Genomic DNA, 12,836 nt, shown 5'->3' with positions numbered 1-12,836 from the left:
TGTTTTCTCTAAAGTAAAAAAATTACGCTAAAACTGGGTAAATATCAATCAACTGTCGCCAAGGTCGCTGTTTTCTCCTTCAAACAAAGTTTGCAATTCCACTGCATGGATTTTTTCTACTTCTTCAAGATACTTTCCGAAAACTGCTGTGTTTCCATGAGTGAGATAGACTTTTTCCGCTTCACTAGCTTTAATGGCTGAAATCAAACCATCCCAATCAGCGTGATCTGAAAGAACAAAACCAGCATCAGCAGCCCTTCTTCTTCGAGCTCCCCTGACATTCATCCATCCAGAACAAATAGCTGTCCGATAAGGACTGAATCTTTTCATCCAGGGAGTCCCCATGGCAGAAGGTGCCGCTATGATCAAAGCACCTTTAAATCTGGATTTAGGAATTTCGGCAGGGACTTTGGGTACATCGGGTATTTGTAAACCGTTTTTCAATAAAGCCTGATTGGTATTCCAGATGGCCCCATGCACAAAAACTTCTCCTATTGAAAAGTCGAGGTTATTCAAAATGCGTTGCGCTTTTCCCAATGAGTATCCGAAAACCACAGAGTTCATACCGTTTGAAGCATTGAGTTTCCACCAAGTATTCATGGCGTCAAATATCTTTTCTTGCGGTTCCCATTTGTATATGGGAAGTCCAAAAGTGCACTCAGAGACAAACTCATGACACTTGACTGGCTCAAAAGGATCACAAAGACCATCATCCTCCGTTTTATAGTCTCCACTGACTACGGTTACTTTTCCTTTGTACTCCAACCTTACCATGGAAGACCCTGGAATATGTCCTGCAGGATGAAGTGAAAGCTTGACACCATTGATCACAATTGCTTGATTATACCTCAAAGTCTCCAAAGCAATATCCTCACCCAAACGTAACCTCATCACTTCTTCAGACATCTGATGTGCAAGATAATGCTTCATTCCCCAGCGAGAATGGTCAGCATGAGCATGGGTGATAACCGCTTTATCCACAGGCTTCCAAGGGTCTATAAAAATATCCGCTTGTCTACAAAATAAACCTGATGGCGTAAGTTCGAGCAAAGACATTAGATTTCTTTCAGTACTTGGTCAGGTTTGGGATAACTTAGTCTACTTAATTTTTTACCTGTATAATAAGTGTCAAGACCAGAACAAGTAACAGTTCCCATAGCTTCTAAGTCCAAGGAACCATCAGCCAAGAGGCCTTTTTCCTCAACCCAAATATGTTCGATACTTCCTACAACCATGACAGTCCCATTGACCTTCATTGTGCTTGTCTCTACCAAAGTACAAGCAACTTTAACAGGACTAATCTTCACAAAAGGCGCAAAGAAATCCTCAAGAAACTCTTCCTCCAAACCCACAGCCTCGAACTCTGAAAAAGGATATCTGGCAGCTGTTTGGTGTGCCTTTTTGTAAAAACTTTCAGTTACATGGTTTAAAGTAAAAAAACCAGTTTCAATAATATTCTCAAGGGTGTGCCTTTCCACAGTATGCGGCCTGAAAAGAATTCCCACTAGGGGTGGGGAAGCACCAATGTGAAAAACCTGACTGAAAGGAGACAGATTGGTGATACCTTTTTGATTTTTGGTTCCGATCAAATTCAAACTCTTGTATCCCGCAAGAGAATTGATTAAATCCCTTCTAAAAAACGACTCAGCCTCCATAAGGGAGGCTTTATCAAAATGCTTTGTCATATAATAATCGCTTCTTCTATTGAGTTGCAATATTTGATATCCAATTGATCAATGATGTTGTCTGGATTACTTTTCATAATTTGTTCCTTGGCAATCATCACCATTTTTTCAAACCACTTTTCTTCAGGGAGAATTTTGCGGTGCTTCGAGAGGCCATGAGCCAACATTTTATTTTTCCAATGAAGAAAATACCACTCCATACTTGGCTGGTGAAACGCCCTCAATGATCTTTTATCAAAAATAAATTTTTCATACTTCCCATTCTCTACGATAGTAGTGATCTGATTGAAGGTATCTTTGAAGTCGTCTATAGGAATATAATCTGCCAATAATTCGCAAATGATAGTTCCTTTTTCTTGATTGGCATATACCTTGGCATACCTTGCTTCAAAAAGCATTTCGAAGTTATTTGACTCTATGGTACTAGCAGTGGTATTCATGATGCGTATTGATAGATTAGTTAATGAAATGAACGGTTTTTGGTGTTTTTCCCGTTGGTAACCTCTTCTTTGAAACTACCTAGATTCTCTTCTAGACGAATCGCATAGTCCAAAGTTGTCTTAATCAGCTCCTGCTGAGATTGGATTTGTTCCTTTAATCTAGACAATTCTCTATTCATATCAGCCAATTTGGCTTCATATTCGCGCTTAAGCCTTTCCTTTTCAAGTTTGGCTTTTTCCAATTCTTCCTTGAAAATCAAAAATGATTCCGGTGGAGTCCTCATAATCATAATTCTTTAAACTCGTGGGAGAATACCCATACTTTTACTACACAAAATCAACCTCAATTGTTTAAGATGCTATCTCAAATTCTTACTTAATTGATGACATTCCACCATCCAAATGCAAAATTTGACCAGTCATCCAACCTGAATCCGCTCCGAGCAGGTAAACTGCCGCCGCCGCAATATCTTCAGGTTTGCCGTATCTTCCTAATGGATGCCTCTTGTTGGATGCTTCTTTTTTATCATCCGTCCCCAATAACTGTGAGGCCAAGGGCGTATCTGTCAAGGATGGCGCAATGGCGTTGACCCTTATTTTGTTAGGTGCCCACTCTGCTGAAAGCGAACGTGTCAATCCTTCAACAGCTCCTTTGGCACTTGCTATAGATGAATGAAATCCAAGTCCAACCCCTACTGCTACAGTACTAAACAATACAACTGATGCTGATTCTGATTTTTTCAGACCTTTCATGGCCGCTTGAAGAACTTTAACAGCTCCCAAAAAATTGACCTCTAAGTCATGTTGGAAATCTTCTATGCTAAACCTATGAAATGGTTTTAGGCTGATTGTACCTGGACAATAAACCAAACCATCTATGGTATCAGGTAATTTACCTGACAAATCTACTTCTTTTGTCACATCGAGTTGTTGGTCTCCTTCCTCACTTCTCGAAAAAGAAAACACATTCGCTCCCTCAGATTTAAGTTTTGAGACTATGGATTTACCAATTCCAGAATTACCCCCAATGATTACAATATTTTTATCTTTCATAACTTTCTTTATAATACTAAATTGATTCGGAGGTGAATTGTTTACAAAATTTAACCTCACAGCACCGGAAAATTCAAATTTCACCTGATTTTCAGGGTCTATTCATGAAAAAAGCCGGTCTTTCTGACCGGCTTCAATGTTGGCTTAATTTTCAATTAAGGTTATAGGCTGATATATTTCATAAATTCAGCTCTTGTATTTTCGTCAGTTTCGAATTTACCCCCATAGTAAGAAGTGACTGTGCTACTACTTACATCTTGTATTCCTCTACTCGAAACACACATGTGATGTGCATCAATGACTACAGCTATATCATCCGTTCCTAAAATTTCCTTCAATTCGTTGCCGATTTGCATCGTCAATCTCTCCTGAACTTGAGGTCTCTTAGCAAAATATTGTACGATTCTATTGATTTTAGAAAGACCAATTACATTTCCATTGGATATGTATGCAACATGAGCTTTGCCATAAATAGGTACAAAGTGATGCTCACAGTTAGAAAAGAAGGTGATGTCCTTTTCAACAAGCATTTCCTTATACTTGTACTTATTTTCAAAAAGCTTAACATCAGGCTTGTTCTTTGGATTTAATCCACTGAAAACTTCTTTGATGTACATTTTTGCAACTCTTTTAGGTGTCCCCTTAAGGCTGTCATCAGTAAGGTCAAGTCCCAAAACATGCATTATTTCCTTAAAATGTTTTTCGATGAGCTCCATTTTAAGTTCATCATCCATTTCGAAGGCATCTTCTCTTAGAGGTGTGTCGTGAGAAGTTCCAATGTGTTCATCTCCAATTTCGTCTATGTCGTGAGAATAATTAATTCCCATCGTATTCAACAAAGTTTCTTTCTGTTTCATATAGTCGTATGATTAGCTCAAGTTTATTATCTATTTCTTTCCTTAAAATATTCCAAATAACCACCGCAATGTTTTCTGCAGTTGGGTTGAGGTTTTTAAATTCATCTGTATCAAGGTTTAAATTTTTATGGTCAAATCTATTTAATACTTTTTCTTTTATTAGGTCGCTGAGGACTTTCATATCGTAAACATATCCAGTCTCTGGATCTACAGGACCCAACAATTTCACAATCAATTCGTAATTGTGTCCATGGAAATTTGGATTGTTACACTTCCCGAAAATTTCCTGATTTTTCTCATCAGACCAATTAGGATTGTTTAATCTATGCGCGGCATTAAAATGCTCTTTTCTATATACGGCTACTTTCATTGTTTAACAAACCCTAAGTATTGATTTTTTGTTTAATTTTAAAGCTAATTCTTTAAACAAAATATGTAATTGATTGATAGTGAGCGGAAAATATAATTCGAAATTATATTGTTAATTGTCACAGGTAGACTAACAATCGACACGTTCGAAACAGTTCCCATTTATAGAAAGTGTCTTTTCCGAATATCAATTTGAATATTTCAGCAATCTTAATACTTTGATTTGCAAATTCATACCGTTGGAACTTAATTTGCTTATTGTCAATTTATAATACCATGCGTTTCACCCTATTTATTGTAACTCTGTTATTCGCAACATCTCCTATTTGTGATGAATACTCTCCGGAAATGTTACATTCAGGAAGTAATGATTATCCTAAGCTTGGAGAAATGATAATCTCAAATCATGAGAATAAGAGTCTACCACTTCCAAGTCAGGAGATTATTGTCTTGGCAGTCAAGGGACACCATCGCTTGGTAGAAAGGGGAGTCATATCAAAAGAAAAACCTCTTGTTGTGATTGATTTTTCACTGCCATCCACAAAAAAAAGGCTTTGGGTTATTGACATAGAAACAGGCTCGATATTATTTAATGATTTTGTAAGTCATGGGCGAAATTCAGGTGACCTTTACGCCACTTCATTTTCGAATCAAAATTCTTCTTATCAAAGCAGTTTGGGTTTTTACCTGACAGCTGAGACATATTTTGGCAAACATGGGTATTCTCTCAGGTTAGATGGCCTTGAAACAGGAATCAATGACAATGCAAGGGAACGGGCAATAGTCATACATGGTGCAGACTATGCCAACCCTGATTTTATTGACAAAACTGGGCGATTAGGAAGAAGTCTTGGTTGTCCCGCTCTACCATTAGAGTCGGCAAGAGGTCTTATTGACTTGATAAAAGAAAAATCCTGTCTGTTTATTTATGGAAATGAACCCTCCTATTTCCAAAACTCATTGGTTTTGCAAGGTTAATTTTTTCTCTCTTGTTGCAAAGCATCAAAAATTTCCTTGTCCCGGTTATAAATATCTCTTCTAAAAAAAACATTTCCATTGGGGTCAGCCCAATAGGTGAGATAAAAAATCACTACTGGAATTTTTCTATTTAGCAAAACAGTCTGCTCTTTGTCCTGCCTCATCGCTGATTTGATTCGATCATCAGTCCACCGGCTATCGTAAGACAACAATAATTTCGCAAATTCAAAAGGTTTTTGAATCCTGATACATCCATGACTGAGGGCCCTGTCTTCTCTTACAAATAAACTTCTGGAAGGAGTATCATGAATATACACGCTGTATTTATTTGGGAACATAAACTTGACCAAGCCTAGAGAATTTTGTTCGCCAGGCTCTTGTCTGACAGTATATGGAAACTCCCGTGGGTTTACCTTGCTCCAGTCCAAACTAGAAGGATCTACTTCCCTTCCTCCCGATGTCAGCAACTTCATATTCTTTTTCCGGAAGTAATCAGGGTCTTTTTTAGCCGCAGGAATTATTTCACTCCTGGTTATAGAAACCGGTACTGTCCAAGTTGGGCTAAATACCAAGTAGGACATTTCGGCGCTAAATTGAGGGGTAGAATGGTATGTCCTCCCAACGATTACCTTTGATGTCAAGAGGGTATCCCTGTTTTGAATATAATCTAGTTGAAAATTTGCTGTATTTACCAATATCAACTCACTGTCTTTAATATTATCTGGCAGCCACCTCAATCTCTCCAAATTGACCGCAGCCTGAGCTATCAAATCATCAGGGGTTTGGTTCAGAGCGAAAACAGTTCCCTGCCCAATCACACCATCAGGTTCCATTCCATGACGAACCTGAAGCAGTTTCAGCCCTTCCATTGTCTTTTCATTGTAGGTTTTACCGCTTGAATCCAAGGTGTCAAGAAAACCCCAAAAATTGAGTCTCTTTTTTATTTCAGGTATGGATGAATGGGTATCATTTAATTTTATGGATTTGTCAATTTTAATGGTTTTCCAAGCCTTTGAAGAAGTCGCTTTTTCCTTGTCCTTAAAATCATACATTGCACGCAAACCATCCCTCATTTTCTTATAAATGGAAAATGAAGGGTAGAATGACTCAATTGTTTTCCTTAAACTTCCCTCTTCAAGCGCCTCCTCTAACCTTTGGTCAAAAGCAAGTTCCGGTAAGTTTCTCTGAATGTTCCAGACTGTCTTCAAAGCCTCAGGATCAACTTTCCCCATACTCAAATGGGAGGCCAACATCATAAACGCATCAGTCAAGAGGACATCTACAGAAGAAAGCAATACCAAATCAGGGTCATCAAGAGAACTGCTTTTCTGTTCTAACCTATCAAATAATTCATTGATGATTTCAAGATGGTAGTCTTGAGGATTAAACCCATCAAACTTGGCTTGTGCAATTTCATAGCGCATTTCATAGGCTAATTCCAAAAGCTTACCCTGCTCACTCCAAGCACTTTTGAACTCTCTTGAACTGTAAAATCTATTGATTACAACTGAACTGAAGAGCCTCTGCCCTCTCACTTGTCTGATTTCTTCCGGACTATCCCTTTCTATCAGGTTTCTGATCAAAATTCCAAGCTCGTTCTCTGTTGCAACATCTTGTTGACCAGAAGTAAAACCTGGACTGAGAACAAAGAGAAAAAAAACAAGGAGGTTTTTGACCATAATTTTCCACACGAATATCACCTCATATTACAAGGTAAAAGCTATAAATCCAAAAGGCTCAACCTTTTGTTCAGTTGTCAGTATTCCATTAAGATGTCCCAAAGAAACCCTTAGTGATGAGTCGTATGAAAAACAAGCTGTTACTTGTCTGCATACTTTGAGATCACAAAGTCCAACAAGTCTTTGGAGTGAAGTATCAAATCTCCAACCTCCCTAAACACACCATGACCACCTTTGCATGAAGAAATAAAATCGACTTCTTTTTTGATGTAAGGAAAAGTATCTGCAGGGCAAATAGAAAACCCTACTTTTTTGAGAAGAGGTAAATCAATCAGGTCATCTCCGATATAGGCGACTTCTTCATAATTGACTTCCAAAACTTCGAGTATTTCCCTAAGTTTTTTATCCTTATCCCAAATATCATGGTAGTGAAAATCAAATTTCAATTCTTCTAACCTGTTTTCAACCACTTTGGATTTTCTTCCGCTAATAGCTCCAACCAAAACCCCGTTTTTCTTCAGGGGGTGGACTACAAACCCATCTTTAGCATTGAACCTCTTGTACTCCATTCCGGAGTTATCATAAATAATCCCCCCATCCGTAAGGACACCATCTACATCAGTCACCAACAATTTAATTTTTGCGGCTTTCTCTTTTATTTCTGGACTCAAATCTTCAAAATACCCTTGCATCTTATTTCTTTTTCTTCCATTGGATCGAATAAAGGTCCAATCTCCTTTGTTCCAGGTTTCTTACACTACCAGCCTTTCTTTGTTTTGTAAGTAGGTCAAGATCTACATCAGCCACGATTGTAGTTTCAGCATTTTCTGCCGCTTGTGCTACTGTCGCATCATGAGGAAATGAAAAATCAGAAGGGGAGTAAATCGCTGATTGCGAATATTGGATATCCATATTCTCTACCCTTGGGAGATTCCCTACTGAACCTGTGATGGCCACATAACACTCATTTTCGACTGCCCGCGCCTTGGCACAAGTATTCACCCTAAGGAAAGCGTTTTTGGTATCTGTCCAAAAAGGAACAAAGAGAATATCCATTTCCTGTTCGGCCAATATCCGGCCTAATTCAGGAAACTCCACATCATAGCATATCAAAATGCCGATTTTACCGGCATCTGTATCAAAAACTTTGATCCCATTACCGCCTTGAAGTCCCCAATAAGATTGCTCATCAGGGGTGATATGTAATTTGTATTGCTTGTCAGTAGTCCCATCCCTTCTACAGAGATAGCTGACATTTCTTAGCTTTTTCCCATCATACTCAGGCATACTTCCTGCAATGATATTGACATTATAAGACAGCGCAAGGTCACTCATTCTGCTTACGATTTCATCTGTGTAGTCCGCAAGATTCCTTATCGCCTCAGAGGCATCCATATCATTGAATTCCGCCAATAGAGGAGCATTGAAAAACTCAGGAAGTAAGCAGAAGTCCGATTTATAACCGGAAACAGTGTCCACAAAAAACTCTACCTGCTGCATGAGGTCATCTACACTATTGAAACGCCTCATTTTCCACTGCACCAATCCAAGCCGTACAATAGATTTTTTGTTACCTATTAACTTTTCATCCTTTTCATAATAGATGTTGATCCATTCTAAAAGCGTAGCGTAGGCACGGGAATCAGTATCTTCTGGAAGGTATTTGGTGATCACCTTTCTCACGTGAAACTCATTGGCCAGCTGAAAAGAAAGCACCGGATCAAAAATCTCTTTACTCTTCACCTGATCAATGTATTTCCTTGGCGTCATCTGATCGAAATATTTTGAATAGCCAGGTATACGTCCACCCGCAATGATAGATCTCAGGTTGAGGTTTTCGCAGAGCTCTTTTCTAGCGTCATATAGCCTTCGACCCAGACGCATGCCACGGTATTCCTGGTCTACAAAAACATCTGTACCATAAAGTGTGTCTCCATCATTGTCATGTGTATCAAATTTCCCAAAACCGGTAATCTGATCGTAAGTATGGTTATCTCCGAATTTTGCGTAATCAACGATAAGGCTCAAAGCAGCCGCAACTACTTTTCCGTTATCTTCAATACAAATCTGCCCTTCGGGAAATGCTTTCAGTTGGTTTTTCAGCTCTTGCTTGGTCCATGCACCTCCCTGATCCTTGTATATGGCTATCATGATTTCTCTGATATCCTCATAATCCGACAGCTTGATATTTCTTAGTTTTAATCTATGTTCTAACTCTTCTCTTTGCTTACTCATGATACAAAATTAACCAAAATTCAATCAATAATTTTAAAAGCCTCTATATTTGGCTAACAAACAAAACTATGTACTGTTTTTTAAACAATTATTTAGCCAAGTGACTTTTTAACCTTAAGAAAGATTAAATTTAAAGGTAGCAAATGTATAATTAAGTCTATGGGTGAGAAAATTTGGGATTTTAAAAAAGGCAAAGTAGCAGACTTCTTAGAGTTTTTTAATGAGTTGATGAGCATCAAACTTTTTTCGATCGGAGAATCAAGTCTTACCATTGGCCTTTTGTTGACATTGATTTTTTCCGTAGTTGCACTCTTTGTACTTTCCGAATGGGCAAGGAGATTACTTGTCAACAGGGTTCTGAAAAGATATAAAATTGAAAGAGGAACCAGACAGTCAGTAGGCACGATTGTCAAATATGTCATAGTCATTGCAGGTCTGTTCTCCATCCTACAGACAAACGGAATAGACTTAAGTGCTTTCGGAATCCTAGCAGGTGCATTGGGTGTAGGTATAGGTTTTGGTCTACAAAACATCACCAACAACTTTATCAGTGGGCTTATCATCCTTTTTGAACAGCCTATTAAAATCGGTGACAGAATAGAAGTAGGAGAAATCAATGGCGATGTAATCAAGATTTCGGCCAGGTCCACTACGGTAGTCACCAATGACAATATCAGTGTCATCATTCCTAACTCCCAGTTCATCGACAGTCAGGTGATCAATTGGTCCCATAATGATCGAAAAGTCCGCTTCAATTTCATCGTAGGGGTATCATACAAAGAGGACCCAGCTCAAGTGAAAGAAATTCTTATGGCAGTGGCTGATGCCAATGAAAATGTGCTAAAAACCCCCGCTCCGGACGTGTTGTTTGATGATTTTGACGACAGTAGTCTCAATTTTATTTTGAGGGTATGGACAAGTGAGTATGTAAACAAACCGAGAGTATTGAAAAGCCAATTGTATTTTGAGATTTTCAAGAGGTTTTCTGAAGAAAATATCGAAATCCCTTTCCCTCAGAGGGACATACACATTATTAGTGGCCCTGAAAAATTGAATAATTGATCTTTTTTGTGGTTATTTATTGCGCATTTGACTTATAAATTCTTGGATAAGGTCAAGGCATTAATTTAAACGGGGATGAAAAGGGCATTATTTTTATTAGTTTTTGTGCTTTTAACGCATATTGCTGCGTCCCAAAGTTTTTATCGCTATCGTTTCGAAACCCCATGGTCTATTTCAGCCTCGGTCGGTCCAACCCAATATTTTGGAGAGTTGTATTCACTTTGGAAGTATAGTGAAGGTGTCCAACCTGACTGGAATGCAAATTTTGCAGTCAGACGCGTTTTGGGCACACGCATCAAGGCACGTGTTGAGGGTACCTATTACCAGATTTCAGGTCAAGATCCTCCCGCTGATCCCAGAAGCCTTAGACAACCAAGAAACCTTCATTTCAGAGCCAGAAACTGGGAAGCTTCAGCTATTGGAGAAATTTATCTCAAGCCAGTCAGGAGGTACAATATTACAAGGGATTTCCTTAATTTTTATGCATTTGCAGGGGTAGGTGTCTCCTCGAATGACCCTAAGGCCCAACTGAGAGGGGAATGGGTGGCCCTAAGGCCTCTACAAATAGAAAACAACCCATACAACAAACACATCATTGTGTTTCCTACAGGCATTGGTATGAAATATAAAGCCAATGTTTGGGCTGATCTAATCCTTGAAATCAATTACCGCTGGACTTTGACCGATTATATGGATGACATTTCAGCATTCAATGTAAGTGAGTTTTATCAGGACTTAGTCAGGGATTATGGAACCAACGGCGAAGGACCAAACCCTGATAGGTTAAGGTTAGCAATCAGAAACCCTGATTTTATCCGTGAAAACGGTGAACCAGATGTAGACAAGATTTTGAGAAATAATGGCCGTGTGAGAAGAGGTTCTGGCCTTACTGAAAGATATGATGGTTATTTATCCATCAATATTGGGGTTGAACTCTATTTATCTCAGGATATATGGGACAACTGGATTTTCAGGAACAGACTTTATGAAAAAAGATACCGTTTCTGGTAGTATAAATATTCAGCTGATTCCATTACTCTCCATAAGTTGCCAAAAAGGTAATTTTTCAATAGGCAAAGCTTTTATTTTTATATCTTAGGAAGCATAATCAACCCTATTAAGCTATGTATAAATTTGCCAAGTACTTCTTTGTATTCTGGTTTTTTGCCTTTCTCCTTTTTGCCTATTGGCAGCTTAATGATCCTGATCCGGAAATTTGGGCACCTGTCTACATTTGTGCAGCCCTATTTTCAGCTTTGGCTGTCAAAGGCAAACACCCTTTGATTCCATTGTCCATTGCTATTATAGCATGTGTTATAGGAGCTATTTATTTTTACCCTGATTCTGTAAGTGAATGGGTCAACTATGAACTGGAACAACAGGACCTTACTATGAAAACCAAAGAATCAGAAGAGGCAAGAGAAACGTTTGGCCTTTTGATCGTCGCGTTAGTTTTATCATTCTCCGCTTTTGTGGGATGGAAAAAAACAAGAAACCCTTAAAACTTAATACCCTATGAAAAAGTACCTATTGATCACTTTGACTTTACTAGTCACATTCGTCTGCCAAGCGCAAGACACACGATATTTCGAGATGAGACAATACACTGTCCATGAAGGGAAAATGCCTGATCTTGTTTCAAGATTTCAAAACCATACCTTGGATTTATTTGAAAAACATGGAATAGAAAATATAGCTTATTTTCTCCCTACTGATGAAAACCCGGGATTCCTGACTTTCATTTTAGCCTATCCGGACAAAGATTCCAGGGATAAATTTTGGCAGGCATTTGGAAATGATCCCGATTGGCAAAAAGCATATAAAGAGTCTGAAGCAAATGGCCCTTTGGTCTCTAAAGTTAACCAGACCTTTATGCATACTGCTCCTGAATTAAGCCCTAAAGGCATCAATTTTGATAATGCAGGTGATCGGGTTTTCGAATTAAGAACCTACACCATGCATCCTGGCAGAGTGGCAAACATCAACGCAAGATTCAGGGATCATACTAGAACTCTATTCGAAAACCATGGGATGACCAACATTGTATATTGGTTTACTGAAGCAAAAGAAGGCGAACAAACACAGTTGGTTTACCTACTTGCCCATAAAGATGAAGCTGCAGGAAATGCTTCTTTCTTAACTTTCAGAGATGATCCTGCATGGGTTTCTGTACGAGATGCTTCAGAGGCAGATGGTAAAATTGTCGAAAAGGTAGAATCAGTATATTTTAAACCTCTCCCTTTTTCTCCTTTGAAATAGGAAGTGAAAAGCACTGATTTCCCCACTACTATTTGGTTGAGATAAACTGTATGGTCTAAGCTCTAAAAGTAGGCCTGTAGTGGCGAAAACTAAATTGTTTTGGTATTGCTGAACTCCTGTCTTAATAGATGAGGATTGGATATTTGGATAGTGTTTCTCAATCAGTTGATTGAATATAAAGTTCATCCTTATCGGAATAGAATAGGAAATTATTAAAAT

Annotated in this window: 15 protein-coding genes; 5 read left to right on the top strand and 10 right to left on the bottom strand. The window is 38.5% G+C overall.

The window, feature by feature from the left end; all coding sequences use genetic code 11:
• Nucleotides 1-48: 48 nt before the first annotated feature.
• The 7 genes from CLW00_RS18960 to CLW00_RS18930 all read right to left on the bottom strand — a co-directional run bounded on the left by CLW00_RS18960 (nucleotide 49) and on the right by CLW00_RS18930 (nucleotide 4,405).
• On the bottom strand, nucleotides 49-1,056 hold the full coding sequence (locus CLW00_RS18960) for a ligase-associated DNA damage response exonuclease (protein WP_106135280.1): 1,008 nt from the start codon (nucleotides 1,054-1,056) through the stop codon (nucleotides 49-51).
• A complete protein-coding gene (locus CLW00_RS18955) occupies nucleotides 1,056-1,685 on the bottom strand; it encodes a flavin reductase family protein (protein WP_106135279.1) in 630 nt (209 codons plus the stop codon). The genes CLW00_RS18960 and CLW00_RS18955 overlap by 1 nt, the downstream gene beginning before the upstream one ends.
• Nucleotides 1,682-2,125 carry a hypothetical protein gene (locus tag CLW00_RS18950; RefSeq protein WP_106135278.1) on the bottom strand — a complete coding sequence of 148 codons (444 nt, stop codon included), beginning with the start codon at nucleotides 2,123-2,125 and terminating at the stop codon, nucleotides 1,682-1,684. Before CLW00_RS18950 ends, CLW00_RS18955 begins: the two co-directional genes overlap by 4 nt.
• A gap of 20 nt (nucleotides 2,126-2,145) precedes the next feature.
• Nucleotides 2,146-2,409: a hypothetical protein gene (locus CLW00_RS18945; protein WP_106135277.1), complete on the bottom strand. Its 264-nt coding sequence runs from the start codon at nucleotides 2,407-2,409 to the stop codon at nucleotides 2,146-2,148.
• 88 nt (nucleotides 2,410-2,497) lie between these two features.
• On the bottom strand, nucleotides 2,498-3,178 hold the full coding sequence (locus CLW00_RS18940; protein WP_106135313.1) for an SDR family NAD(P)-dependent oxidoreductase: 681 nt from the start codon (nucleotides 3,176-3,178) through the stop codon (nucleotides 2,498-2,500).
• Between the two features lie 161 nt (nucleotides 3,179-3,339).
• Nucleotides 3,340-4,035 (bottom strand): GTP cyclohydrolase I FolE, encoded by a 696-nt coding sequence (gene folE, locus CLW00_RS18935; RefSeq protein WP_106135276.1) that lies wholly within the window; start codon nucleotides 4,033-4,035, stop codon nucleotides 3,340-3,342.
• A complete protein-coding gene (locus CLW00_RS18930; RefSeq protein ID WP_106135275.1) occupies nucleotides 3,995-4,405 on the bottom strand; it encodes a 6-pyruvoyl trahydropterin synthase family protein in 411 nt (136 codons plus the stop codon). The genes folE and CLW00_RS18930 overlap by 41 nt, the downstream gene beginning before the upstream one ends.
• A gap of 275 nt (nucleotides 4,406-4,680) precedes the next feature.
• Between CLW00_RS18930 and CLW00_RS18925 the strand changes: the two genes are divergently transcribed.
• Nucleotides 4,681-5,382 (top strand): murein L,D-transpeptidase catalytic domain family protein, encoded by a 702-nt coding sequence (locus tag CLW00_RS18925; RefSeq protein ID WP_106135274.1) that lies wholly within the window; start codon nucleotides 4,681-4,683, stop codon nucleotides 5,380-5,382.
• Here CLW00_RS18925 and CLW00_RS18920 read toward each other — a convergent pair.
• From CLW00_RS18920 to CLW00_RS18910, 3 genes are all read right to left on the bottom strand, one after another.
• Nucleotides 5,379-7,061, bottom strand: a complete 1,683-nt coding sequence (locus tag CLW00_RS18920) for a L,D-transpeptidase family protein (RefSeq protein ID WP_106135273.1) — start codon at nucleotides 7,059-7,061, stop codon at nucleotides 5,379-5,381. The genes CLW00_RS18925 and CLW00_RS18920 overlap by 4 nt on opposite strands.
• A gap of 140 nt (nucleotides 7,062-7,201) precedes the next feature.
• On the bottom strand, nucleotides 7,202-7,753 hold the full coding sequence (locus CLW00_RS18915; protein ID WP_106135272.1) for a KdsC family phosphatase: 552 nt from the start codon (nucleotides 7,751-7,753) through the stop codon (nucleotides 7,202-7,204).
• Nucleotide 7,754: 1 nt separating this feature from the next.
• Complete coding sequence (locus CLW00_RS18910) at nucleotides 7,755-9,296, bottom strand: bifunctional GNAT family N-acetyltransferase/carbon-nitrogen hydrolase family protein (RefSeq protein ID WP_106135271.1); 1,542 nt, start codon at nucleotides 9,294-9,296, stop codon at nucleotides 7,755-7,757.
• Nucleotides 9,297-9,455: 159 nt separating this feature from the next.
• On the opposite strand from CLW00_RS18910, the gene CLW00_RS18905 reads away from it, so the two are divergent.
• From CLW00_RS18905 to CLW00_RS18890, 4 genes are all read left to right on the top strand, one after another.
• The gene (locus CLW00_RS18905; protein WP_106135270.1) at nucleotides 9,456-10,358 is read left to right on the top strand and encodes a mechanosensitive ion channel family protein; all 903 of its coding nucleotides are present in this window, start codon (nucleotides 9,456-9,458) and stop codon (nucleotides 10,356-10,358) included.
• A 75-nt stretch (nucleotides 10,359-10,433) separates the two neighbouring features.
• Complete coding sequence (locus CLW00_RS18900) at nucleotides 10,434-11,369, top strand: hypothetical protein (RefSeq protein WP_106135269.1); 936 nt, start codon at nucleotides 10,434-10,436, stop codon at nucleotides 11,367-11,369.
• Between the two features lie 113 nt (nucleotides 11,370-11,482).
• On the top strand, nucleotides 11,483-11,860 hold the full coding sequence (locus tag CLW00_RS18895) for a transmembrane 220 family protein (protein WP_106135268.1): 378 nt from the start codon (nucleotides 11,483-11,485) through the stop codon (nucleotides 11,858-11,860).
• 13 nt (nucleotides 11,861-11,873) lie between these two features.
• Nucleotides 11,874-12,617, top strand: a complete 744-nt coding sequence (locus CLW00_RS18890) for an NIPSNAP family protein (RefSeq protein ID WP_106135267.1) — start codon at nucleotides 11,874-11,876, stop codon at nucleotides 12,615-12,617.
• Nucleotides 12,618-12,836 lie beyond the last annotated feature (219 nt).

Origin of the sequence: Mongoliibacter ruber (assembly GCF_003003005.1) — a bacterium.
GTDB classification, from domain to species: Bacteria; Bacteroidota; Bacteroidia; order Cytophagales; family Cyclobacteriaceae; genus Mongoliibacter; species Mongoliibacter ruber.
This window is presented reverse-complemented; position numbering and strand designations above follow the sequence as displayed.